This window comes from Rhizobium sp. CB2179 (genome assembly GCF_057653455.1).
Window position 1 is genome coordinate 373,725 of record NZ_CM172781.1, and the last position, 23,814, is coordinate 397,538.

Genomic DNA, 23,814 nt, shown 5'->3' on the forward strand with positions numbered 1-23,814 from the left:
CTTGACTCAAGAAAAATCGCTCCATAGTTCCCGATAGGTGCTGTTGCGCCGCGATATGCCCCGATATCTGGCGTGTTTGCAGCGGGTTTTCGCGAATTAACTTGACTTCATTCCACCGAAAGTGGAATGAGTTGGGTGTCAAAGCGCTTTGAAATTTCTTTATTGAGGGAATTCGGCGCGGTTGGGATTGTGATGGGAGGTTGATCACATGAAAAAGTCATTTTTGATGGGCGTTGCCGTGGCAGCGCTTTTTGCCGGTGCTGCGTCCGCGGCCGATTTGAAATTTGCCCCCGGACAGGATTCCAAGTTCAACTGGAAGAGCTATGACGAGTTCAAGGCTGCGCATGCCGATCTGAAGGGTCAGCCGCTGACGATCTTTGGGCCGTGGCGCGGCGAGGACGAGGCGTTCTTCATGAGCGTGCTTGCCTATTTCACCGAAGCCACTGGCATCGATGCCAAATACTCGTCTTCCGAAAACTACGAACAGCAGATCGTTATCGACACGCAGGCGGGCTCGCCGCCGAACATTGCCGTTCTGCCGCAGCCCGGCCTCCTGGCCGATCTCGCCAGCAAGGGCTTCCTGACGCCGCTCGGCGATGACAACTCCAAGTGGATCAAGGACAATTACGGCGCCGGCGACAGCTGGGTCGGTTACGGTACCTACAAGGGCAAGGACGGCAAGGAAGCCTTCTACGCCTTCCCGTATAAGGCCGACGTAAAATCGCTGGTCTGGTACGTGCCGGAGAATTTCGAGGAAGCCGGCTACAAGATCCCGACGACCATGGAAGAACTGCATGCCCTGACCGACCAGATCGTCAAGGACGGTGGCGTTCCCTGGTGCATCGGACTCGGTTCCGGCGGCGCCACCGGCTGGCCGGCGACCGACTGGGTCGAGGACATCATGCTGCGCATGCAGCCGCCGGAAGCCTACGACAAGTGGACGACCAACGAGCTGAAGTTCACCGATCCGGCGGTCGTTGCCGCGATCGACGAGTTTGGCAAGTTCGCCAAGAACGCGAAATACGTCGATGGCGGCGTCGCAGCCGTGGCCTCGACCGATTTCCGCGACAGCCCGAAGGGCCTCTTCGCGGTTCCGCCGAAGTGCTACATGCACCATCAGGCCTCGTTCATCCCGTCCTTCTTCCCTGAAGGCACGAAGCTCGGTCAGGATGCCGACTTCTTCTACATGCCGACCTTTGCGTCGCATCCCGAACTCGGCAAGCCGGTTCTCGGCGCCGGCACGCTCGTCTCGATCGCCAAGGACTCGAAGACGGCCCGCGCCTTCATCGACTTCCTGAAGACCCCGATCGCCCATGAGGTCTGGATGGCGCAGTCGAGCTTCCTGACGCCGTATAAGGGCGTCAGCACCGAGGCCTATGCCAACCCGCAGATGAAGAAGGAAGGCGATATCCTGACCTCGGCCACCACCTTCCGCTTCGACGGTTCCGACCTGATGCCGGGCAAGATCGGCGCCGGCGCCTTCTGGACGGGCATGGTCGATTTCGTCGGCGGCAAGTCCGCTGAAGAGGCCGCTGGCGAAATCCAGAGCGCCTGGGACGGCATCAAGTAATCTTTCAAAATTATGCCGCCGGCTTGCCGGCGGTATGGGCTTGCATGACTGGCCGGGCTCGCAAAGAGCCCGGCCATCGCAGGATATATTGTGATTGGGCTATACAAATAGATTGACGGTGACCGGCGTTGACCCGTCAGAATAAAAGCCGGTCGGAATAAGATCAGGGGAAGCAGGGGAGGGACGAAATGCTGTCGCAGATAGTGTCCGCTTTGGGCGTCGTGGTCGGAGCCGTTATCGCATGCTCGGCCTATTTCTATTTTTCGAACAAGATCCTGGATCTCGCTCTGCCGGTGAAGGATGGTGACATCCGCGCCGCATCGCGCAATCTCAACCGGCGTGCACTCGTCCGGCCGTGGTTGTTCATCGGCCCGGCGCTCTTCCTGCTCGTCGTCTATCTCGTCTATCCCGTCGTTGCGACCTTCATCCTCTCCTTCTACGACCGTGCCGGCCTGCAGTTCGTCGGCCTCGCCAACTACAAATGGGCGCTCGGCGACCGCGAATTCCGCCAGTCGATCTTCAACAACATCCTCTGGCTCGCCGTCGTGCCGGCCGCCTGCACCTTCTTCGGCCTCGTCATCGCCGTGATGACCGATCGCATCTGGTGGGGCAATATCGCCAAGAGCATTGTCTTCATGCCGATGGCGATCTCCTTCGTCGGCGCCTCGGTCATCTGGAAATTCATCTATGAATATCGCGGCGGCAACGACGTCCAGATCGGCCTGCTGAACGCTATCGTGCAGACCTTCGGTGGCACGCCGGAGGTGTGGATCTCCATTCCCTTCTGGAACAACTTCTTCTTGATGATCATTCTGATCTGGATCCAGACCGGTTTCGCCATGGTCATCCTGTCGGCCGCCCTTCGCGGCATCCCCGAGGAGACGATCGAAGCCGCCGTGATCGACGGCGCCAATGGTTGGCAGATCTTCTGGCGCATCATGGTGCCGCAGGTCTGGGGTTCTATCGCCGTCGTCTGGACGACGATCACCATCCTCGTCCTCAAGGTCTTCGACATCGTGCTGACCATGACCAACGGCCAGTGGCAGACGATGGTGCTGGCGAACCTGATGTTCGACTGGATGTTCCGCGGCGGCGGTGATTCCGGCCGAAGTGCGGTCATCGCCATCATCATCATGCTCGCCGTCACGCCGATCATGGTCTGGAACGTGCGCCGCGCCAATCGCGAATTGAAGGGGCACTGAGATGACCGCTATCGGAAGCTACTTCAAGATCGGCCCCGCCCGGCTCTTCGTTCACGCAGCCGTTCTGCTGATCGTCATCATCTGGCTTATCCCGACGCTCGGCATCTTCGTCAGCGCGCTTCGCGACAAGGACCAGATCGTCGTCTCCGGCTGGTGGACGGCCTTCGTCGGCTCGACCCAGACCGCCGCGGTCCGCCTCGGTACACCCGACCAGCAAAAGCAAGAGGGCGCCAGCTACGTCATCTCAGGTAATGTGCTGGAAGGCCAGACCGGCCGCGCGGTGAAGGCCTTCGGCAACCGCGTGCAGCAGCCGGCCGCCTTTAAAGCCGGTGAGACCGCCGATCTCGGCGACGGTGAAACCCTGCAGATCAACAGTGACGGCAGTTATCGCTATGTGAAGAACGCCGCCTTTTCGCCCGACCAACGCCCGCGGCGCATCTATGCATCCGTCTCGGCGCCGCCGGAATTCACGATGCAGAACTACAACACGGTTCTGACCGGCGAGGGCATCGGCCAATCCTTCATCAACTCGCTGACCGTGACGATCCCGGCGACGATCATCCCGATCCTGATTGCCGCTTTCGCCGCCTATGCTCTGAGCTGGATGGAGTTTCCCGGCCGCGGGCTGATGATTGCGCTCGTCGTCGGCCTCATCGTCGTGCCGCTGCAGATGTCGCTGATCCCGCTGTTGCGCCTCTATAACGAGGTCGGCAACCTGCTCGGCCAGCCGTCGAAGACCTATCCCGGCATCTGGCTGGCTCATACCGCTTTCGGCATGCCGCTCGCCATCTATCTCTTGCGGGCCTATATCGCTGGCCTGCCGAAGGAGATCATCGAATCCGCCCGCGTCGACGGCGCAAGCGATTTCGAGATCTTCGTCCGCATCGTTTTACCTCTGTCCTTCCCGGCACTCGCCTCCTTCGCCATCTTCCAGTTCCTGTGGGTGTGGAACGACCTGCTCGTCGCCATGGTCTTCCTCGGCACCGACAAGGACCACATCGTGCTGACCGGCAGCCTGAACGCGCTGCTCGGCTCGCGCGGCGGCAATTGGGAGATTTTGACGGCGTCAGCCTTCGTCACCATCATCGTGCCGCTGCTCGTCTTCTTCGGGCTTCAGCGTTACCTGGTGCGCGGTCTGCTGGCGGGTTCGGTCAAGGGAGGCTGACCATTCCCGAACGTGACTTCAAACAGGATATTCCATGAACGTGGCTTCCCAATCGATCTCGACCCCTGACAAGGACTGGTGGCGCGGCGCGGTGATCTACCAGATCTACCCGCGCTCCTACCAGGATTCGAACGGCGACGGCATCGGCGACCTGAAGGGCATCACCGCTCGCCTGCCGCATGTGGCAAACCTTGGCGTCGATGCGATCTGGATCTCGCCCTTCTTCACCTCGCCGATGCGCGATTTCGGTTATGACGTTTCCGACTACGAGAATGTCGATTCGATCTTCGGCACGCTGGTGGATTTCGACACGATGATCGCCGAGGCTCATCGCCTCGGCATCCGCGTGATGATCGACCTCGTCATCTCCCATAGCTCGGATCAGCATCCCTGGTTCGCGCAGAGCCGCTCCAGCAAGACCAACGCCAAGGCCGACTGGTATGTCTGGGCCGACGCCAAGCCGGACGGTACGCCGCCGAACAACTGGCTGTCGATCTTCGGCGGCTCGGCATGGGCGTGGGATCCGACGCGCATGCAATATTACCTGCACAATTTCCTGACATCGCAGCCGGACATGAACCTGCATAATCCTGAGGTGCAGGACCGTCTGCTCGACGTCGTGCGCTTCTGGCTCAATCGCGGCGTCGACGGCTTCCGCCTCGACACCATCAATTTCTATTTCCATGACACGCAGCTGCGCGACAATCCGGCGCTTGCCCCCGAGCGCCGCAACGCCTCGACGGCGCCGGCGGTCAATCCCTATAATTTTCAGGAGCATCTCTACGACAAGAACCGGCCCGAAAACCTTGCCTTCCTGAAGCGCTTTCGCGCCGTTCTCGAGGAATTCCCCGCGATCGCCGCTGTCGGCGAAGTCGGCGACAGCCAGCGCGGCCTTGAAATCGTCGGCGAATACACCTCCGGCAATGACAAGATGCACATGTGCTACGCCTTCGAATTCCTGGCGCCCGATCCGCTGACGCCGGAGCGCGTCGAGGAGGTGATGCAGGATTTCGAAGCTGCGGCACCCGATGGCTGGGCCTGCTGGGCCTTCTCCAATCACGACGTCATGCGCCATGTCAGCCGCTGGGGCGGGCTGGTCGCCGATCACGACGCCTTTGCCAAGCTCTATGCCTCGTTGCTGATGACGATGCGCGGCTCCGTCTGCCTCTATCAGGGCGAGGAGCTGGCGCTGACCGAGGCCGATCTCGCCTATCAGGATCTGCAGGACCCCTACGGCATCCAGTTCTGGCCGGAGTTCAAGGGTCGCGACGGCTGCCGCACGCCGATGGTCTGGGACAGCCAGGTCGCCCAGGGCGGCTTCTCGACGGTCAAGCCCTGGTTGCCGGTGCCGGTCGAGCATATCCTGCGTGCCGTCAGCGTCCAGCTGGGCGACGAGGCTTCCGTGCTGGAGCACTATCGCCGCTTCATCGCTTTCCGTAAGCTGCACCCGGCTTTTGCTAAGGGCGAGATCGAATTCGAGGAACAACAGGGTGACAGCCTGGTCTTCACCCGTGAATACGGCAACGAGAAGCTGCTCTGCATCTTCAACATGAGCCCGGCCGAGGCCGCCGTCATTCTGCCTGCTGGAGAATGGCAGGCATTGACGGGCCACGGCTTTACCAGCAACAACTATGGCGACAAGATCGATATTCCGGCCTGGGGGGCGTATTTCGCCCGTCTCGCCTAGGAACTAAGGGGAGAGAGAGAAATGACTGGACTGACGCTGAAGGATATCCGCAAATCCTACGGTTCCGTGGACGTTCTCCATGGTATCGACCTCGATATCAAGCAGGGCGAATTCATCGTCTTCGTCGGTCCGTCCGGCTGTGGCAAGTCCACGCTTCTGCGCATGATCGCCGGTCTCGAGGCGATCACCGGCGGTGAGATGTATATCGATGGCCATCTCGTCAATGACGTGCCGCCCTCCAAGCGCGGCATCGCCATGGTCTTCCAGTCCTATGCGCTCTACCCGCATATGACCGTGTTCGACAACATGGCTTTCGGCATGAAGATCGCCGGCGAAAGCAAGCAGGAAATCGATCGCCGCGTCAAAGCGGCGGCCGAGAGCCTGCAACTGACCCAATATCTCGGTCGCCTGCCGAAGGCGCTTTCCGGCGGCCAGCGCCAGCGCGTGGCGATCGGCCGCGCCATCTGCCGCGATCCCAAGGTCTTCCTGTTCGACGAGCCGCTGTCCAACCTCGATGCCGCGCTGCGCGTCGCGACCCGCATCGAGATCGCCCGCCTGAACGAACAGATGGCTGATACGACGATGATCTACGTCACCCATGACCAAGTTGAGGCGATGACGCTCGCCGACCGCATCGTCGTTCTCTCCGCCGGCAATATCGAGCAGGTCGGTGCGCCGCTGGACCTCTACGAGCGCCCGGCAAACCTCTTCGTCGCGAAATTCATCGGCTCGCCGGCGATGAACATCATTCCGGCAACGGTCGCCGGAACCGGAAGCCAGACGACGGTGACGCTGACCGGCGGCATGTCGGTGACGCTGGATGTGGCAACCGATGCGTCCGAAATGGGCAAGCAGGCAAGCTTCGGCGTGCGTCCGGAGGATCTCCGGGTTGCCGACGGCGCCGACTACCTTTTCGAAGGGGAAGTGTCGATCGTCGAAGCGCTCGGCGAAGTGACGCTGCTTTATATCGAGGGCCTGGTTCCCGGCGAGCCGATCGTCGTCAAACTGCCCGGCATCTATGATGTGAAGAAGGGCCAGAGGATGCGGTTTGCCGCCGACAGGCAGAAGTTGCATCTCTTTGACGCAACCGGTCATACCTACCGGAAATGAGGCGGCCATTTTTGGGGTGATGGTCCCAAGAATTGTGTGGGACGGACCGAATTCTCACTTTCTGTTAAAGATCGGCTGCTACCTTTTCCCTGTCAATTTATGAGGGGGATAAGCACGTGGCCGCTTCCAATCCGTCACAGCCAAAATCTCATTTCCTGAGCAAGGAAGAATCCTTCATGTATGACCGCGAGGCGCGGTTCAAGATGGAGGACACCATGAACGCCGCGCGCATCGAATATACGGAAAAGGGCGTCATGCACGCGGCTTCGCGCCGCTGCGACATTGTCCGGATCTCGATGAGCAGCGCGACGCTCGCGATCCTGACCCAGTTCAGCCTGCCGAAGCAGTTCTATCTGGATATTCCGGATGCCCGCATCACCAAGGTCGGATGCCTGCTGATGAAGGTCAACGCCAACAACACAGTGGAAGTTCGCTTCTTGCGCCTGCTGACGCAGAAAGAGCTGAACAAGATCTTCGTCTACAGCACCCATCCGGCGCACCGCGACTACGTTCTCGATATTCGAGCCTGACGGATAGCACGGGACTGATACAGAAAACCCGCGGGTGCTTTTGCGCTCCGCGGGTTTTGTTTGTCTCCAGTGACCATGCTCAGTGGTGGAAGAGCACGCTCGCACCCTGGTCCGAAGCTCCAACGGCGCGGCGGAACGGCGCGAAGAGCTCGCGGCCCATGCCGAATTCATTGTCGGAGAGATCGACGACGACAGGGTCGCGCTCGGCCAAGTCGGCTGCATCGACGAGCAGCTCGAGCGTGCCCTTGATCGCGTCGAGGCGGATGATGTCGCCCTCGCGAATACGGGCGATCGGACCGCCATCGACCGCTTCCGGCGTGACGTGGATCGCCGCCGGCACCTTGCCGGATGCGCCGGACATGCGCCCATCGGTGAGCAGCGCCACGCGGAAGCCGCGGTCCTGCAGCACGCCGAGCGGCGGCGTCAGCTTGTGCAGTTCCGGCATTCCGTTCGCCTTCGGGCCCTGGAAGCGCACGACGGCGATGAAATCGCGGTTGAGCTTACCTTCCTTGAAAGCGTCCTGCAGCTCCTGCTGGCTGTGAAAGATGATTGCCGGGGCCTCGATGATGTGGCGCTCGGGCTTGACGGCGGAGATTTTGATGACCGCCTTGCCGAGATTGCCGCGCAGCATCTTCAGCCCGCCATTCGCCTGGAACGGCGTTTCGATGCTGGAAAGCACTTTGGGATCGACGCTTTTTTCCGGCGACGGCTCGCGCAGGACGGCGCCGTTTTCGCCGAGGCGGGCATCGACCGTATAGGCTTGGAGACCGTGGCCGAAGACGGTGCGCACGTCGTCATGCACCAGGCCGTGTTTCAAGAGTTCCTTGATGAGGAAACCCATGCCGCCGGCCGCCTGGAAATGGTTCACGTCGGCGAGCCCGTTCGGATAGACGCGGGCAAGCAGTGGGACGATTTCCGAGAGCTCGGCAATGTCCTGCCAGGTAAGATGGATGCCGGCCGCCCGCGCCATGGCGACGAGGTGCAGCGTATGGTTGGTCGAGCCGCCGGTCGCATGCAAGCCGACGACGCCGTTGACGACCGAGCGTTCGTCGATCATCTCGCCGGCCGGCGTGAATTCGTTGCCGAGCGCGGTGATCGCCAGCGCCCGCTTGGCGGCTTCGCGCGTCAGCGCTTCGCGCAGCGGCGTGCCGGGATTGATGAAGGACGAGCCGGGCATGTGGAAGCCCATGATCTCCATCAGCATCTGGTTGGAATTGGCGGTGCCGTAGAAGGTGCAGGTGCCGGGGCCGTGATAGGATTTCGATTCCGCCTCCAGCAGCTCGGCGCGTCCGACCTTGCCTTCGGCGAAGAGCTGGCGCACGCGTGACTTTTCGTCGTTCGGCAGGCCTGTGGTCATCGGACCGGCCGGAACGAAGATCGACGGCAGGTGTCCGAAGGACAATGCCGCGATCACCAGGCCGGGCACGATCTTGTCGCAGACGCCGAGGAAGAGGGCGGCATCGAACATGTTGTGCGACAGGCCGACGCCCGCCGACATGGCGATCAGGTCGCGCGAGAACAGCGAGAGCTCCATGCCCGGCTGTCCCTGGGTGACACCGTCGCACATCGCCGGCACGCCGCCGGCCACCTGCGCCACGCCGCCTGCCTCGGCCGCCGCCTCGCGGATGATCGCCGGATAGGTCTCGAATGGCTGGTGGGCTGAGAGCATGTCGTTATAAGCGGTGATGATGCCGAGATTGGGGATGCGGTCGCCGGCGAGCGCATCCTTGTCGGCGGGGGAACAGACCGCGAAGCCATGGGCAAGGTTGGCGCAGCCAAGCACCGAGCGCGCGACACCCTTGGAAGCGGCGGCGCGCAGGCGTTCCAGGTAGCGCTCGCGGCTTGGTTTCGAGCGTTCGACGATGCGATCGGTGATCGCAGAAATGCGTGCGTGAGCGGACATGGAAAATCCCTGCCTTGTTCGTTGTCTTTATCTGTTTCGGCGGCTCTGGCCTGAATCTCAATCCGGATGACGGTGGATCAGGGAGCCCAGTAGATCTCGACCGGGGAAGTGGCCCGGCGCAGAACGGCGCGGATCGGCATTTCTGCCTCGTCACCGCTGCCTTCCGCCTTGGCGAGAACGTCTTTTTTGCCTTCGCCCTCAATATGGAGAACCAGGAGTGCGGCATCCTCAAGACTGGAGAAGGTGAAGGTCAGACGCGGCTCGCCGGCTCCTTCCGCTTCCATGGTAATGATGCCGCGCGGCGTCGACGCATCGATCGCCTTGGCAAGATTGCTGCCGCCGGGAAAGAATGAGGCGGTGTGGCCGTCGCCACCCATGCCGAGGATGACGATGTTGAAGGGTGAACTGATCGCCCTGGTCTTCTCGGTTGCGAGCCTTGCCGCCTCCTCCGCGGAGGCGGCATCCTGATAGAGCGGCAGGAAGCGTGCCGCCTTTGCCTTGTTCTGCAGCAGATTGGCATCGACCAGCAGATGGTTCGAGCGCGGATTGTCGGCCGGCACGAAACGTTCGTCGACAAGCGTGATCGTCACCTTGTCCCAGGCGATGTCGCGCGTCGAAAGCGTCTGGAAGAAGACCTTCGGCGTGGAGCCGCCGGAAACGGCGATGGACGCCGTTCCGCGGGCGGCAATCGCCGCCGAAAGCGCATCGGCGACCTTGTCGGCGAGACTGCCGGCGAGGTCTGCGGCGCTGGCGAAGGAATGCAGGGTCGATGCCATCGATTTCGTCCTAGATTTCGTCATGCCAGGTGCGGCCGTCACGCTCGATCAGCGCGATGGCCTGGCTCGGCCCCCAGGTGCCGGCTGTATAGCCCTGCACCTGCTGGCCGGTCGTTTCCCAACCCTTGAGGATCGGATCCACCCATTTCCATGCGGCTTCCACTTCGTCGCGGCGCATGAACAATGTCTGGTTGGAACGGATCACGTCCATCAGCAGGCGCTCGTAGGCGTCGGGATTGCGGACGTTGAAGGCCTGGGCGAAGCTCATGTCGAGCGAGACGTTGCGCAGGCGCATGCCGCCCGGACCCGGATCCTTGATCATCAGCGACTGCTTGACGCCCTCATCCGGCTGCAGGCGGATGATCAGCTGGTTGGCGTTGATGCGCCCGGCCGCCTGGTCGAAGATCGCGTGCGGGATCGGCTTGAAGGTGATGACGATCTCGGACATGCGCCCGGTCAGGCGCTTGCCGGTTCTTATATAGAAGGGAACGCCCGCCCAGCGCCAGTTGTTGATCTCGGCCTTGATGGCAACGAAGGTCTCGGTGTTCGAGACGCCGCCTTCGAGCTCTTCGAGGTAACCCTTGACCGGGCCGCTGCCAGATGCGCCGGCGCGATACTGGCCGCGGACCGTCGCCTGCTCGACGTTGGAGGCATTGAGCGGCTTCAGCGCCCGCAGCACCTTCAGCTTCTCGTCGCGCACGGCTTCCGAATCCATCGACGAGGGTACTTCCATCGCCGTCAGGCAGAGCAGCTGCAGGATATGGTTCTGCACCATGTCGCGCAGTGCGCCCGCCGTATCGTAATAGCCGGCGCGGCCTTCGAGGCCGACCGATTCAGCCACCGTGATCTGCACGTGGTCGATGTAGTTGGCGTTCCACAGCGGCTCGTAGAGCGCGTTGGCGAAGCGCAGCGCCATCAGGTTCTGCACCGTCTCCTTGCCGAGATAATGGTCGATACGGAAGATCTGCTCTTCCTTAAAGGCGCGGCCGATCGTGTCGTTGAGCTGCAGCGCCGAGGCGAGGTCGCGGCCGATCGGTTTCTCGACGACGATGCGGGTCGACTTGGTGATCAGCTTGTGGTCGTGGATCTTCTGCGAAATGTCGCCGAAGATGCCCGGAGCGACGGCGAGGTAGAAGGCGCGCACACGATCCTTGCCTTCGTCGAGCAGCTTCTTCAGCTGATCCCAACCGGCATCCGTGCGGGCGTCGACCGAGACGTAGTAGAGGCGGGCACAGAATTTCTCCACCTCCGCCTCGTCATATTCACCCTTCTTCAGGTGCTCGTTCAGCGCGTCCTTGGCGAATTTGCGGTATTCCTCGTGCGTCAACGGGCTGCGCGAGGCGCCGATCACGCGGGTCGGTTCGCTGAACTGGCCTTCGATCTGGCGATGATACAGCGCGGGCAGAAGCTTGCGTTCTGCAAGGTCGCCGCTGCCGCCGAAGACGACATAATCAAAGGGCTCAACGGGAATGATTTGGCTGCTCATGAGCTTGTCTCTCAATCAGGCTGGTTGGCGGCTCTTTTAATCTAATCGATTTAAAAAAGCCAGTGTGCAGTGCAATGAATCTCTCAGGAACTGGTTTTAGAGCGAATTTCCGGAAGAGGAAATCCGCAATCGGACTAAAACTTGTCGCGAAGTGCAAACCACGACAAGGCGAGGAAAAGCAACGGCGCGCGCATCCGGGCTCCGCCGGGAAAGGCGGGAATATCGAGCGATGTGAAGAGATCGAGATCGCCGGATTTTCCAAGCACCGTTTCCGCATAGAGCTTGCCACAGTAGTTTGACAGCATGACGCCATGGCCGGAATAACCGCCGATCGAGATGACGCCGGGCATGACCTCGCGCACGAAGGGCTGGCGCGGCAGGGTGATGCCGACGCTGCCGCCCCAGGCATGGGTGATCTCGATGTCCTTCAGCTCTGGATAGATCTCGGCGATCTGCCGGCGGATGTGCTCTGAAATGTCGCGCGGATTGTCCGAGGTATAGGCTTCGCGTCCGCCGAACAGCAGGCGGCCATCGCCGAATTTGCGGAAGTAGCGCACGACGAAGCGCGAATCGGCCACGGCCTCGCCCCCGGGAAGCACACCGGCATGCCCATCGAGCGGCGCCGTGGCGCCGATGAAGGAGCGGATCGGCATGACATGGCTCGCCGTTACCGGTTCAAGGTCGCCGATATGACCGTTGCAGGCGATCAGTGCGCGCTCGGCGGTGATCGTTCCCCTTTCGGTTTCGATCGTCACCTTGCCGCCGCTTTGGCGGATCGCCGTTGCCTTGGTCATCTCGAAGATTTCAGCGCCGGCATTGGCGGCGACCCGCGCCAGCCCGACCAGCAGCTTCAGCGGATGGATGTGGCCGGTGCCGACATCGCGCACACCGCAATGGAAACGCTTCGAACCGAGCCTCTCTTGCGTTTCCTTCTCGTCCATAAAGCTTAGATGCGGATAGCCGTACCGTAAGGCGGCGATTTCGGCATTTTCGTAATAGTCGCGTTTGTAGCTCGCCTTGTGTGCGACGTTGAGCTGGCCGGGCACATAGTCGATCTCGATCTGATGCTCGCGGGCGAAATCGATGAGATGGCGCTTGGCCGCTTCGGCAAGATCGAACAGCGCCTTCGAGCGTTCGTAGCCGATCTTCTCCTCGAGTTCTTCCGGCCACCATCGCTGACCGGTGCCGAGTTGGCCGCCATTGCGCCCGGACGCCCCGTCGCCGAAGCGGTAGGCCTCGATAAGGACCACCGAAACGCCTGACTTGGCAAGATTATAGGCGGCCTGCAGGCCGGTATAACCGCCGCCGACAATTGCGACGTCACATGTTCTCGAGCCGTCGAGAGCGGGGTAGGTGGGCCGCTCCCCGACGGTTGCCTGATACCAGGACAGCCCGGGCGCGATCGGGCTCTGCCACGTCTCCTGCGATGCCATTTGATGCTTGCCTCACACGTTGAGCAGAAGGAATTCCCGCTCCCAGGGGCTGATCACCTGCATGAAGGTCTCGAACTCGCCGCGCTTGACGCCGGCATAAAGGCCGATGAACTGCTTGCCGAACATCTCCTCGAAAGCGGGTTCGTCCTCGAGCAGCGCCACGGCTTCCAGCAGGCCGCGCGGCAGGTCGATCGATCCCTCATTGGCCGAATCCTCGGTCGGCGCCGTCGGCTCGATCTGCTTCATGATGCCGAGCAGGCCGGAGGCGAGCGAGGCGGCGAGCGCGAGATAGGGGTTGGCGTCCGAGCTCGGCAGCCGGTTTTCCACGCGCCGCGCCTGCGGATCGGAGACCGGGACACGGAAGGCGGTCGTCCGGTTGTCGTAACCCCAGGCATTGTTGACCGGGCAGGACATATCGGGCTGCAGGCGTCGGTAGGAATTCACGTAAGGCGCCAGCATCGCCATCGCGCTCGGCACGAATTTCTGCATGCCGCCGATGAAATGGAAGAATTCCTTCGAAGCCGAGCCATCGGCATTGGAGAAGATGTTCTTGCCGGTCTCGATATCGACCACCGACTGGTGGATATGCATCGCCGAACCCGGCTGGCCCTGCATTGGCTTGGCCATGAAGGTCGCATAGATGTCGTGTTTCAGTGCCGCCTCGCGGATCGTCCGCTTGAACAGGAATACCTGGTCGGCAAGTTCGATCGGATTGCCGTGGCGCAGGTTGATCTCCATCTGCGCCGGTCCCTCTTCATGGATCAGCGTATCGATCTCCAGCCCCTGCTTCTCCGAGAAATGATAGACGTCGTCGATCAGTTCGTCGAACTCGTTGATGCCGGCGATCGAATAGCCCTGGCCGCCGAGGATCGAGCGGCCGGACCGGCCTTTGGGCGGGTGGAGCGGATAGTCGGGATCGTCGTTTTTGGCGACGAGATAGAATTCGATCTCGGGCGCCACGATCGGTTTCCAGCCGCGCTCATGATAGAGGCTCATGATCCGCTTCAGCACGTTGCGCGGCGTATAGGGCACTTCGCCGCCGTCCGAATCGACGATATCGCAGATCACCTGTGCCGTCGGGTCGGTCTCCCAGGGCACGACGGACAGCGTCGAAAGGTCGGGCATCAGCTTCAGGTCGCTGTCGCGCGGCTCATAGCGGAAGCTCTCCGTCTCGTCGGGATATTCGCCCGAAATCGTGTGCCGGTAGATGGCCGAAGGCAGCGCCAGCGAGGTGTTGGAGGTGAATTTCGAGCTCGGCATCATCTTGCCGCGCGCAACGCCGGCAAGGTCCGGCGTGATGCATTCGATGTCTTCGATGCCTCTCGCCCTCAGCCACCGCGCTGCTTCCTTCCAGTTCGCAACGCCACGCAGGGATCCGGGTTCCGGGGGAGTTTTCTTCGAGGCGGGTACGTTTCTGGCAGGCTTCAGCGTCGTCTTTTTTGGGGACATGACACACCGGTTTGTATTGATCGTGGTGCCATCATAACCAGACTTTGCCAATTGGCGAGGGGTGGCAAACGTTGACTTTCGCCCTTTGATGGAAAAAGAAGACGCGGGTTTGATCGGGGAAACGGGTTTGCAGCGCAAAAGCGACGTTATCGTCATCGGCGCCGGAGCGGCGGGCATGATGGCCGCCATCCGCGCCGGAAAACGCGGCCGCTCGGTCGTCATCCTCGACCATGCCAGGGCGCCTGGCGAGAAGATCCGCATATCAGGCGGCGGACGCTGCAATTTCACCAATATCCATGCCGGACCGAAGAATTTCCTGTCCGCCAACCCGCATTTCTGCAAGTCGGCGCTCGCCCGTTTCACGTCCGCCGATTTTATCGCCATGGTCGACAGCCACGGCATTGCCTGGCACGAGAAGACGCTCGGCCAGCTTTTCTGCGACGACAGCGCCAAAGACATCATCCGCATGCTGCTGGCTGAAATGCGCATGGCCGGTGCGGTGCTGCATCTCGGCACCGAGATATCAGGCGTCGAAAAGACCGAATCCGGCTTCCGGGTAGCGACAAGCGAAGGTCACTGTGAAGCATCGTCGCTGATCGTCGCCACAGGCGGCAAATCGATCCCGAAGATGGGTGCCACCGGCTTTGCCTATCGCCTCGCCGAACAATTCGGCTTGCCCGTGCTCGAAACCCGACCCGGCCTCGTGCCGCTGACGCTCGATCCCGTCCTGCTGGAAAGCATCGCGCCGCTCGCCGGCATTGCCGCCCCGGCCGAAATCCGCCACGGCAGGACCGGCTTCCGCGAAGCGCTGCTTTTTACCCATCGCGGGCTGAGCGGCCCCGCCATCTTGCAGATCTCTTCCTATTGGCGCGAGGGCGAGGAGATCGTGGTCTCGATCGAACCGGATATCGACATTGCCGCCCATCTGAAGGCGGCAAAGCAGCTCAATGGCCGTCAGTCGCCGCAGACGGCACTCGGCGATATCCTGCCGAAGCGGCTGGCACAATTTCTCGTCGAGCGCGAGAAAATCTCCGGCAACATGGCCGACCTGCCCGACAAGGCGCTGCTGCGTCTTGCCGCCGGCGTCCAGAACTGGGTGGTCAAACCGTCCGGCTCGGAAGGCTACCGCACCGCCGAAGTGACGCTTGGCGGCATCGACACGGCAGCGCTCGATTCCCGCAGCATGGAAGCAAAAGCCGTGCCCGGCCTTTATTTCATCGGCGAATGCGTCGACGTCACCGGCTGGCTCGGCGGCTATAATTTCCAGTGGGCCTGGGCTTCCGGTTTTGCCGCGGGCGAATGCGTCTAATGCATGTCGCCCAAAAGTGTGCAGCGGTTTTGAGATAACGACATGCATAAAACAAAGACCTAAAGCGCGTCGCATGGTCCCGATTCAGCGCGACGTGCTTTAGAAATGCCGATTCAAGACTTTTTAATAGAGGTGCGCCATCCTGTCTCAATTGGCGGTTTGTAAGGTCGTTCCTAAATTAAGCTTTACCGGCAAGCCGTTTTGTTGGATTGTTGTTGTGTCAGAGAGAAGTGAGGTTTCGACCATGAACAGAAACGCACGACGCGCCCGCGCCATCGCAATTGCCGAGGCAAAGCCCAACGCTCGAATGGTCGCCCTGCGCTATCTGATGCTTGCAGCCGGCGCCACCGCCGCCAGCCTCGCGCTGCTGCTCTCGCACTTCATCTGATCCCGTCCGCAGGCCTGGAGCAAACGTTCCGGCATGGTGATCACCTCACCGCGACGACGCGGCCCATAATTTTGCAACTATTTCACTGCCTTGGCTTAACCCGCCGTCACTGCTTATCCGAAAATTAATATCTAATCTGACACAATTGCTCGCGAATATTTGGGCATCTCCAAGTTGTTTGGACGTGAACTGGCAATGACTGCCGCCTGGCCTCCGGGTTCCCCAATGTAAAATAAGAACAGCTCGATGTGCACCCGGCTGGCGCCATGTGGCCGCCTGCGGGAGGAGTGGTGTATGAAAGGCCCGGAACGCCATGTTGATTGACAAGATTCTTTCCCGCTTCAGGATCAAGACCAAGGTTCTGATCTTCGTTCTGCCTTTCGTCGTCACCATTTCGGCGGTGGGCCTGACCGGCCTCTACGCTTCGGGACTACTGCAGGGCCGTATGGAAATATCCAACAGTGTGCTGCAGTCGCTCAGCGGCTTCAAGGATCTCTATGGTTCGATGGATGATTTCCTGCGCGTCACCAGCCCTGAGGCGCGCGACAAACTGAGCGCGGATCTGAAGATCCAGCAAGGCGTGCTCGACCAGACGCTGAGCCAGGTCGGTGACGAAGCCGCTGGCCGTGACAGCCTTGCGGAGGCATCGCGCCGCACCAAGGAAATTTCGGGCGTCGTCGACAAGCTCTGGGCCCTGCACGAGCAGGAACAGGCATTGCATGAGCAGATCGACGCGGCCCAGAAAAGCGTGATCAGCACCCGTTTCACTGTGTCCTACCAGGCCGAGCAGTTGCAGAGCACCGTCCAGAGCGACGAGAGCGCCGCCACCAGCACCCTTCGCACGGCCGACCGCCTGCTGAAGGGCGGCGATTTCCTCGGCACCGTCGCCAGCGGCTTCAGCAAGCCGCAGACACCGCAGGACAAGATCGCCTTCATCAACGAACAGATGCCGGAGATCATCAAATCGCAGCGTCTGATCGCCATCTCGGTTCCGAGCAATCAGAAGAATGTCATCGAGGCGCTGGCTGCGACCATCGACGGCATCAAGGCGATCGTCCAGACGCCCAATCCGACCGACGAGACCGCCACCGAACTCGGCCGCCTTGTTTCGCGCTTCCGCCAGACCTCGACCTATACGCAGCTGACCGCAACGCAGAAGATGCGTGACGCGACCCAGGAATTCGCGGCGCTCGACGGCCGGATCGCCCAGGCCAACTCGGTCCTGCAGGATACGAGGCGCCTCGAAAATTCCGTCTATTCGCTGCAGATCGTTCTTTCCGACTTTCTCGCCGACTCCAGCAAGGAAAATCTCGTGCGTCTGCAGCAGCAGGCCGGCACGCTCGGCAAGGACATGCAGGTGCTGGTCACCAGCGCCAAGGGCATGGGCTTTGCCGAAGGTATATCCGGCGCGATCCAGCCGGCGCTCGACGTCATCTCCGGCGGCGGCTCGAAGATCGTCGACACGATCGGCGAGCGCGTCACGGCCTATGCCGCCGCCCGCCAGGAGCTCGACCAGATCTGGAAAAAGCTGACCGACTTCGCCGAACTGCAGAAGCAGACGGCCGGCACCGAGCGCACTCAGGCAAACAGCATTTCCGTCATGACCACCGGTCTCGGCATCCTGCTGTCGATCCTCGGCGGTATTGCCCTGGTGCTGACGCTGCAGCGCCCGATCAGCCATATCACCGCCGCCATGCGCCGCATCGCCGAAGGGGCGCTGGACACCAGCATCTCCGGCGAGCAGCGCCACGACGAAATCGGCGACATGGCCCGCGCGCTCGGCATCTTCAAGGAAAACGCCATCTCGAAGATCCGCATCGAGGAGCAGAGCGACGAGGAACGCGCCGCTGCCGAACATGAGCGCCTGCGTAACGACGCCGAAAAGCGCGAGATGGATCGTCAGATCGAATTCGCGGTCAACGCGCTCGCCGCCGGCCTCGAACGCATGTCGCAGGGCGATATCTCGACGACGATCGAAACGCCTTTCATCGGCCGCCTCGAACAGCTGCGCCAGGATTTCAACGGTTCGATGATGCGCCTGCAGGCGACGATGAGCCAGATCCGCGACAATGTCGAATTGATCCAGGGCAACGGCAACCAGATGGCCCAGTCGGCCGAGGATCTCTCCAAGCGCACCGAACAGCAGGCTGCCTCGCTCGAAGAGACCGCGGCTGCCGTCGATCAGATCACCGTCACGGTCCGCTCGTCGGCCGAACGGGCCAAGGATGCCGACCAGATCGTCCGCCAGGCCAAGCGCAGCGCCGACGATTCCGCCGTCGTCGTCAGCAATGCGATCGACGCGATGAGCCGCATCGAAGGTGCCTCGCGCCAGATCGAGCAGATCATCGGCGTCATCGACGAGATCGCCTTCCAGACCAACCTCCTGGCGCTCAACGCCGGCATCGAGGCGGCGCGCGCCGGTGAGGCCGGTAAAGGCTTCGCGGTGGTCGCGATGGAAGTCCGCGAACTGGCCCAGCGCTCCGCAGCCGCGGCGCAGGAGATCAAGGGGTTGATCAACAAATCGACCAACGAGGTCAATTCCGGCTCGCAATTCGTGCAGGAGACTGGCACGGTGCTCGCCAAGATCAGCGCCCAGATCGTCACGATCAGCCAGCATGTCGAGATGATCGCTCGCGCCAGCCACGACCAGTCCAACGCGCTGCAGAGCGTCAACGCGACGGTCAACCAGATGGACCAGATGACGCAGCAGAACGCCGCCATGGTGGAGGAGACGACTGCCGCCAGCCGCGAACTAGCCGACGAGGCCGGTTCGCTGCGCCGGCTCATTCAGCAGTTCAAGATCGACGGCGACGCCACCGGTGCGCCGGTCTATCGCGCCGCCTGATCATCGACCGACCGCCTTCGTGCGAACGGCCCCGGAGTTTTCCGGGGCCGTTTTCTTTATTTCGCAGAAATCGCGCTCCGGTCGGATTGCGAGCGGCGGCGCGGCCATCACGCATAGATGGTCCGTCCGAAACGAGACCGATGAATACCTCCGACAACCCTGATTTACGGAGAATCTTCCTTAACGCTTTTAGTCTAATTTAACCTTGGTCTATCTCCCGGGGGTCTCGATGCTGCGCCTTTTCTCTACGTCGATCGTACGCCAGATCGTTGCGATCACGCTGTTTCTGCTGGCGATCAGCACGGCCGCCATCGTTGGCGTGACCTATTACAATTTGAGCCATCAGGTCATGGACGGGGCCGTCTCCGATGCGAAGGACGCCGCCCGTGCGATGGCTGTCCTCTACGGCGCGGCTGATCAGGCTGCAAAGATCGAACTGAAGGACAATCAGCTCTCCGCCGTCACCGAAGACGCCATCCCGGCCCTTGCCGATCATTCGCTGGTCGACCGCACGGCGCAATCGATCGCCGGTGTCGCGACCATCTTCCAAAAACAGGGCAGCGACTACGTCCGCATATCCACCAACGTCAAGAAGGAAAACGGCGACCGCGCCGTCGGCACCAAGCTGATAGCCGAACACCCGGCCCAGCCAGTTCTCGCCAGGGGTGAGGCTTATTACGGTCCGGCGGAGCTTTTCGGCCGCAAGTTCATGACCGGTTATTTCCCCATCAAGAATGCCTCGAACGCCAATGTCGGCATTCTCTTCATCGGCATTCCGATGGAGGTCTATTACCAGCGCATGTATGAGCTGCAGATGCTGGTTCTCGGTGTCGGCGCCATCGTCATGCTCATCGTCGGCGTTCTCGCCTTTTATGCGATCCGCCTGTCGGTGAAGCCTTTGCAGGCGCTGACAGCGAGCGTGCACTCGATTTCCGCGGGCGATCTCGAAGGGGCGATCCCCTGTGTCGAAAAGAAGAACGAGTTCGGCGACATCGGCCGGGCCTTGGCGCTTTTCAGCGACAGTGCCCGCGCAAGGCGCGACCTGGAAACCCAGGCTGCCGAACAGCGCGAATTGAGCGATGCCGAACGGGCCAGGAACGATGCCGACAAGCGCTCGCTCGACGGCCAGATCGACTTTGCCGTCAACCAGCTTGCCGCCGGCCTCGGGCGCCTGTCGCAGGGCGATGTCTCACAGACGATCGGCACGCCCTTCGTCGGCCGGCTGGAGCAGCTGCGCGTCGATTTCAACGCTTCCCTCTTGCGGCTCCAGGATACGCTGTCCGGTATCCGTGACAGCGCCGCGACGATCCAGCGCAACAGCGGCGCCGTCTCCGCCTCTGCCGGCGAGCTTTCGAAACGCACCGAGGCGCAGGCGGCGAACCTCGAGGAGACTGCGGCCGCGGTGGAAGAGATCACCGTGACCGTTCGTTCATCCGCCGAGCGTGCCCGTGAAGCCAACAATGTCGTGGCTGCGACCAAGAAGACGGCCGACAATTCCGGCGCCGTCGTCGGCGATGCCGTCGCCGCCATGGATCGCATCGAGCAGGCTTCGCAGCGCATCGAGCAGATCATCGAGGTGATCGACGACATCGCCTTCCAGACCAATCTTCTGGCGCTGAATGCCGGCATCGAGGCGGCGCGGGCCGGCGAGGCGGGCAAGGGTTTTGCCGTCGTCGCCCAGGAAGTCCGCGAACTCGCCCAGCGCTCGGCCGATGCGGCGCGCGAGATCAAGTCGCTCATCGAGACATCGAGCCGCGAAGTGACGGCAGGGTCCGAACTGGTCCAGAAGACCGGCAGTGTCCTTGCCTCGATCAGCCAGGAGATCATCGCGATCAGCGGCCATGTCGAAACCATCGCCACCGCCAGCCGCGATCAGTCGGCCGCGCTGCAGGAGGTCAACGGTTCGGTCAACGCCATGGATCAGATGACCCAGAAGAACGCGGCGATGGTTGCCGAGACGACGCAGGCAAGCCGCCTGCTTGCCGGCGAAGCCGATACGCTGATGGCGCTGATCGAGCGCTTCCGCATCGTCGCAGAATCGGCACCGGCTCATCTCGGAGCAAGAAGAGTCGCCTGAACCGCGCAGCCGCTGCCACCGCGGTCTTGCGCCGCGGTCTTGCGGCGCCTTCTGAGGTCGAGATCGAGCGACGTCAGCCAGGCGGCGAAGCCAATGAGACTATTGTTTCCGAACTCGGCATAGAATCTGTCCTCTTCCGCCTTGCAACCGCTTCGCTTGGGATAGTGCCGATAGCCGATGGTGCCTGCGATGGTGAGCATGTCGATCATAACGATCTCCTTTCCTGTATAAGACATCACCTGATCTAGGCGTCGAATTTCTCTTTATAAACGGGAAAAATCCCGCTATGTTTTTCATTGATGAAAAACGCGAGTTGGGATTCCTATCAGCTTTTCCTGCAGGTGGCCCGGCTAGGCGGGCTAACGGGGGCAAGCACCGCAAGCGGGCTCAGTCCTGCGACCGTCGGCCGACGCATGCTCGATCTCGAGCAGGAAATCGGCCGCGCATTGTTTTCGCGCAGCCAGACCGGATACCGTCTGACCCAGGATGGCCAGGCCCTGCTCGATCACCTGCAGGAGATGGAGGCGGCCGCCCGCAAGGTGGCGGCGTGGCGGCAATCCGGCGAGGGCGGCACGACCGTCAGGGTCGCCGCCGGCACCTGGCTCGCCTGGCTGCTGACCGAGAATTTCGCCGCAATCCGCATGCCGGGCGATGCCTTCGCCATTTCGCTCACCATTGGCGAGGCGCGGGCAAGCCTTGCCTATCGTGAAAGCGATATCGGTATTCGCGCCTTCGAGCCTGAGGAGGCCAATCTTGCCGCACGTCTGCTCGGGGAGGTGGCCTATGCCGTCTATATCAGACGCAACGCCGCCGAGACCGACGAGCGCTGGATTGCCGTTGCCGAGGAAGAGGCGATATCGGCCTATCTGCGCTGGCCGCACGCCCATGCCGCAACAGGGATCGTCGCCACCGTCAATCGGCCGCGTTCGCTGCCGGATCTGGTGCGCGCCGGCGCCGGCAAGACCGTGCTTCCCTGTTTCGTCGGCGATCTCCATCCCGAATTGCAGCGGCAGGGTGGCGAGTTGCCGGAATTGCGCCACCGGCAATGGATCGTCATGAATGCCGAGGACCGCCACCGCCCGGAGATCCGGACCGTCGCCGACCGCATGACCAAACTCATCAAAAGTTATGCCGATCTCTTCGCCGGAAAACGACCGAGCCGCGGCTAGAGCGCCGCGGCCGGCTTTCGTCAATGCCGGTTCGTGACGACGACCGGAATCAGCAGGTCGCCCCAGTTGCCGTCGCCGCCGTGATGACGGGCCGAGCGCACCAGTTCGACCGAGACGCCGGCCTCGACGGCTTTCATGACCGATTGGTTCAGCCGATGCAGGTCATTGGCGAGCATGCGGATCGTCGTCTGCTGATCCTCGCTCATGCTTGTCGCCTGCTCCTCGGCCCGTTCCCTGACGCGTGTGATGGATGCCATGATCTTCTCCTCCTCTTCGAGTTATTCCGCAGCCGGTTTGAACTGGGCATGTTCGGTCGAGCCGTGCATCGCCGTGGTCGAAGACCGGCCGCCGGTGATGGCGAGCGACACGGCGTCGAAATAGCCGGTGCCGACCTCGCGCTGATGTTTGGTGGCGGTATAGCCGTTAACTTCGGTGGCGAATTCCGCCTGCTGCAGCTCGGAATAGGCCGACATCTGCCGCTGCCGATAGCCGCGCGCCAGCTCGTACATGCCGTAGTTCAGCTGGTGGAAGCCGGCGAGCGTGATGAACTGGAATTTGTAGCCCATCGCTCCGAGTTCGCGCTGGAACCGTGCGATCGTCGCCTCGTCGAGATTCTTCTTCCAGTTGAAGGAAGGTGAGCAATTATAGGCGAGCAGCTTGCCGGGATGGACCTTGTGCACGCCTTCGGCAAAGCGGCGCGCCTGATCGAGGTCCGGCTTCGAGGTCTCGCACCAGATGAGATCGCAATGCGGCGCATAGGCGACGGCGCGCGCGATACAGGGCTCGATGCCGTTTCGCACCTGATAGAAACCTTCGACCGTACGGCCGGCATCATAGTCGACGAAGGGTTGGTCGCGTTCGTCGATGTCCGACGTCAAGAGCTTTGCCGCTTCCGCGTCGGTGCGGGCGATGACGAGCGTCGCAACGCCCATGACGTCGGCGGCAAGCCGCGCGGCATCGAGATTGCGGATATGGGCGGCCGTCGGGATCAGCACTTTGCCGCCGAGATGGCCGCATTTCTTCTCCGAAGCGAGTTGGTCCTCGAAGTGAACGCCCGCGGCACCCGCCTCGATATAGGCCTTCATGATTTCGAAGGCGTTGAGCGGTCCGCCGAAACCTGCTTCGGCATCGGCAACGATTGGCGCGAACCAGGTCTCGACGGAAAGTCCCTGGGCTTCCGCGGTCTCGATCTGGTCGGCGCGCTGCAGCGTGCGGTTGATGCGTTTGGCCAGTTCCGGACCGGCATTGGCCGGATAGAGAGACTGGTCGGGATACATCGCCGATGCCGTATTGGCGTCGGCCGCCACCTGCCAGCCGGAGAGATAGATCGCCTTCAACCCGGCGCGCACCATCTGCATGGCCTGGTTGCCGGAAAGTGCGCCGAGCGCATTGACGAAATCGTCCTGATGCAGAAGCCGCCACAACCGGTCCGCGCCCATTTCGGCCAGCGTGTGGCTGAGCGCCACCGAGCCCCTGAGCCGCTGTACGTCATCGGCGGAGTAGGGTCTTTCGATGCCGTCGAAACGATCAACCGAAGCGTTTGGGACAAGCTTGTAAAAATCCGTCATGCTGCTCTCCTGGCTAAACTCCGCCACTGGGTGGCTGCGTGACAAGATTGACAATATGAGCCGATATGACCAGAAAAACCTTTGATTTCTTGCTCGGAAAGAGGTTAAGATGACGAGGATTGACAGAGCGGCGCTGTGAATTTGTAA

Annotated in this window: 19 protein-coding genes; 11 read left to right on the forward strand and 8 right to left on the reverse strand. The window is 61.6% G+C overall.

From position 1 onward, the window contains the following. Positions 1–208 precede the first annotated feature (208 nt). The 6 genes from AC244Q_RS01900 (at position 209) to AC244Q_RS01925 (ending at position 7,264) form a co-directional block, all read left to right on the forward strand. On the forward strand, positions 209–1,570 hold the full coding sequence (locus AC244Q_RS01900) for an ABC transporter substrate-binding protein (protein ID WP_012756090.1): 1,362 nt from the start codon (positions 209–211) through the stop codon (positions 1,568–1,570). 188 nt (positions 1,571–1,758) lie between these two features. Next, entirely contained in the window at positions 1,759–2,772 is a 1,014-nt protein-coding gene (locus AC244Q_RS01905) for a carbohydrate ABC transporter permease (protein WP_003545587.1), read from the forward strand. A gap of 1 nt (position 2,773) precedes the next feature. Next, positions 2,774–3,937, forward strand: coding sequence for a carbohydrate ABC transporter permease (locus tag AC244Q_RS01910; RefSeq protein WP_062942491.1), 1,164 nt, complete (start codon positions 2,774–2,776; stop codon positions 3,935–3,937). 34 nt (positions 3,938–3,971) lie between these two features. Then, the gene (gene bglA / locus AC244Q_RS01915) at positions 3,972–5,624 is read left to right on the forward strand and encodes a beta-galactosidase BglA (protein ID WP_128406382.1); all 1,653 of its coding nucleotides are present in this window, start codon (positions 3,972–3,974) and stop codon (positions 5,622–5,624) included. Positions 5,625–5,645: 21 nt separating this feature from the next. Then, positions 5,646–6,734, forward strand: coding sequence for an ABC transporter ATP-binding protein (locus tag AC244Q_RS01920; RefSeq protein ID WP_017992956.1), 1,089 nt, complete (start codon positions 5,646–5,648; stop codon positions 6,732–6,734). A gap of 176 nt (positions 6,735–6,910) precedes the next feature. Beyond that, a complete protein-coding gene (locus AC244Q_RS01925) occupies positions 6,911–7,264 on the forward strand; it encodes a hypothetical protein (RefSeq protein WP_003545591.1) in 354 nt (117 codons plus the stop codon). 79 nt (positions 7,265–7,343) lie between these two features. On the opposite strand, the gene edd is transcribed toward AC244Q_RS01925, so the two are convergent. The 5 genes from edd to AC244Q_RS01950 form a co-directional block, all read right to left on the reverse strand. Further along, complete coding sequence (edd, locus tag AC244Q_RS01930; protein ID WP_012756095.1) at positions 7,344–9,167, reverse strand: phosphogluconate dehydratase; 1,824 nt, start codon at positions 9,165–9,167, stop codon at positions 7,344–7,346. Between the two features lie 77 nt (positions 9,168–9,244). After that, the gene (gene pgl / locus AC244Q_RS01935) at positions 9,245–9,943 is read right to left on the reverse strand and encodes a 6-phosphogluconolactonase (RefSeq protein ID WP_128406381.1); all 699 of its coding nucleotides are present in this window, start codon (positions 9,941–9,943) and stop codon (positions 9,245–9,247) included. 10 nt (positions 9,944–9,953) lie between these two features. Beyond that, entirely contained in the window at positions 9,954–11,429 is a 1,476-nt protein-coding gene (gene zwf / locus AC244Q_RS01940) for a glucose-6-phosphate dehydrogenase (protein ID WP_012756097.1), read from the reverse strand. A 134-nt stretch (positions 11,430–11,563) separates the two neighbouring features. Continuing rightward, a complete protein-coding gene (locus AC244Q_RS01945) occupies positions 11,564–12,862 on the reverse strand; it encodes an NAD(P)/FAD-dependent oxidoreductase (protein ID WP_128406380.1) in 1,299 nt (432 codons plus the stop codon). A 12-nt stretch (positions 12,863–12,874) separates the two neighbouring features. Beyond that, positions 12,875–14,311 carry a glutamine synthetase family protein gene (locus AC244Q_RS01950; protein ID WP_012756099.1) on the reverse strand — a complete coding sequence of 479 codons (1,437 nt, stop codon included), beginning with the start codon at positions 14,309–14,311 and terminating at the stop codon, positions 12,875–12,877. 88 nt (positions 14,312–14,399) lie between these two features. Between AC244Q_RS01950 and AC244Q_RS01955 the strand changes: the two genes are divergently transcribed. From AC244Q_RS01955 to AC244Q_RS01970, 4 genes are all read left to right on the forward strand, one after another. After that, positions 14,400–15,620, forward strand: a complete 1,221-nt coding sequence (locus AC244Q_RS01955; RefSeq protein ID WP_128406379.1) for a BaiN/RdsA family NAD(P)/FAD-dependent oxidoreductase — start codon at positions 14,400–14,402, stop codon at positions 15,618–15,620. Positions 15,621–15,864: 244 nt separating this feature from the next. Then, positions 15,865–16,008 carry a hypothetical protein gene (locus AC244Q_RS01960; protein WP_012756101.1) on the forward strand — a complete coding sequence of 48 codons (144 nt, stop codon included), beginning with the start codon at positions 15,865–15,867 and terminating at the stop codon, positions 16,006–16,008. Positions 16,009–16,321: 313 nt separating this feature from the next. After that, positions 16,322–18,853, forward strand: coding sequence for a methyl-accepting chemotaxis protein (locus AC244Q_RS01965; protein ID WP_113546493.1), 2,532 nt, complete (start codon positions 16,322–16,324; stop codon positions 18,851–18,853). A gap of 229 nt (positions 18,854–19,082) precedes the next feature. Further along, a complete protein-coding gene (locus AC244Q_RS01970) occupies positions 19,083–20,930 on the forward strand; it encodes a methyl-accepting chemotaxis protein (RefSeq protein WP_128406378.1) in 1,848 nt (615 codons plus the stop codon). Here the strand turns inward: AC244Q_RS01970 and AC244Q_RS01975 are convergent. Further along, positions 20,903–21,139 carry a hypothetical protein gene (locus AC244Q_RS01975; protein WP_128406377.1) on the reverse strand — a complete coding sequence of 79 codons (237 nt, stop codon included), beginning with the start codon at positions 21,137–21,139 and terminating at the stop codon, positions 20,903–20,905. The two genes, AC244Q_RS01970 and AC244Q_RS01975, sit on opposite strands and share 28 nt — an antisense overlap. 90 nt (positions 21,140–21,229) lie before the next feature. On the opposite strand from AC244Q_RS01975, the gene AC244Q_RS01980 reads away from it, so the two are divergent. After that, the gene (locus AC244Q_RS01980; RefSeq protein ID WP_113546491.1) at positions 21,230–22,099 is read left to right on the forward strand and encodes a LysR family transcriptional regulator; all 870 of its coding nucleotides are present in this window, start codon (positions 21,230–21,232) and stop codon (positions 22,097–22,099) included. A gap of 20 nt (positions 22,100–22,119) precedes the next feature. Here the strand turns inward: AC244Q_RS01980 and AC244Q_RS01985 are convergent, their stop codons facing one another. Beyond that, positions 22,120–22,356 carry an SMc00767 family acetate metabolism repressor gene (locus AC244Q_RS01985; protein ID WP_072639610.1) on the reverse strand — a complete coding sequence of 79 codons (237 nt, stop codon included), beginning with the start codon at positions 22,354–22,356 and terminating at the stop codon, positions 22,120–22,122. Positions 22,357–22,377: 21 nt separating this feature from the next. After that, positions 22,378–23,667: an isocitrate lyase gene (gene aceA, locus AC244Q_RS01990; protein WP_128406376.1), complete on the reverse strand. Its 1,290-nt coding sequence runs from the start codon at positions 23,665–23,667 to the stop codon at positions 22,378–22,380. Positions 23,668–23,814 lie beyond the last annotated feature (147 nt).

What these genes read in the sequence shown, in the direction of transcription:
- AC244Q_RS01900 (WP_012756090.1), top strand. Translation starts at nt 209, where the DNA reads ATGAAAAAGTCATTTTTGATGGGCGTTGCCGTGGCAGCGCTTTTTGCC.
- AC244Q_RS01905 (WP_003545587.1), top strand. Translation starts at nt 1,759, where the DNA reads ATGCTGTCGCAGATAGTGTCCGCTTTGGGCGTCGTGGTCGGAGCCGTT.
- AC244Q_RS01910 (WP_062942491.1), top strand. Translation starts at nt 2,774, where the DNA reads ATGACCGCTATCGGAAGCTACTTCAAGATCGGCCCCGCCCGGCTCTTC.
- bglA (WP_128406382.1), top strand. Translation starts at nt 3,972, where the DNA reads ATGAACGTGGCTTCCCAATCGATCTCGACCCCTGACAAGGACTGGTGG.
- AC244Q_RS01920 (WP_017992956.1), top strand. Translation starts at nt 5,646, where the DNA reads ATGACTGGACTGACGCTGAAGGATATCCGCAAATCCTACGGTTCCGTG.
- AC244Q_RS01925 (WP_003545591.1), top strand. Translation starts at nt 6,911, where the DNA reads ATGTATGACCGCGAGGCGCGGTTCAAGATGGAGGACACCATGAACGCC.
- edd (WP_012756095.1), bottom strand. Translation starts at nt 9,167, where the DNA reads ATGTCCGCTCACGCACGCATTTCTGCGATCACCGATCGCATCGTCGAA.
- pgl (WP_128406381.1), bottom strand. Translation starts at nt 9,943, where the DNA reads ATGGCATCGACCCTGCATTCCTTCGCCAGCGCCGCAGACCTCGCCGGC.
- zwf (WP_012756097.1), bottom strand. Translation starts at nt 11,429, where the DNA reads ATGAGCAGCCAAATCATTCCCGTTGAGCCCTTTGATTATGTCGTCTTC.
- AC244Q_RS01945 (WP_128406380.1), bottom strand. Translation starts at nt 12,862, where the DNA reads ATGGCATCGCAGGAGACGTGGCAGAGCCCGATCGCGCCCGGGCTGTCC.
- AC244Q_RS01950 (WP_012756099.1), bottom strand. Translation starts at nt 14,311, where the DNA reads ATGTCCCCAAAAAAGACGACGCTGAAGCCTGCCAGAAACGTACCCGCC.
- AC244Q_RS01955 (WP_128406379.1), top strand. Translation starts at nt 14,400, where the DNA reads ATGGAAAAAGAAGACGCGGGTTTGATCGGGGAAACGGGTTTGCAGCGC.
- AC244Q_RS01960 (WP_012756101.1), top strand. Translation starts at nt 15,865, where the DNA reads ATGAACAGAAACGCACGACGCGCCCGCGCCATCGCAATTGCCGAGGCA.
- AC244Q_RS01965 (WP_113546493.1), top strand. Translation starts at nt 16,322, where the DNA reads ATGTTGATTGACAAGATTCTTTCCCGCTTCAGGATCAAGACCAAGGTT.
- AC244Q_RS01970 (WP_128406378.1), top strand. Translation starts at nt 19,083, where the DNA reads ATGCTGCGCCTTTTCTCTACGTCGATCGTACGCCAGATCGTTGCGATC.
- AC244Q_RS01975 (WP_128406377.1), bottom strand. Translation starts at nt 21,139, where the DNA reads ATGATCGACATGCTCACCATCGCAGGCACCATCGGCTATCGGCACTAT.
- AC244Q_RS01980 (WP_113546491.1), top strand. Translation starts at nt 21,230, where the DNA reads ATGAAAAACGCGAGTTGGGATTCCTATCAGCTTTTCCTGCAGGTGGCC.
- AC244Q_RS01985 (WP_072639610.1), bottom strand. Translation starts at nt 22,356, where the DNA reads ATGGCATCCATCACACGCGTCAGGGAACGGGCCGAGGAGCAGGCGACA.
- aceA (WP_128406376.1), bottom strand. Translation starts at nt 23,667, where the DNA reads ATGACGGATTTTTACAAGCTTGTCCCAAACGCTTCGGTTGATCGTTTC.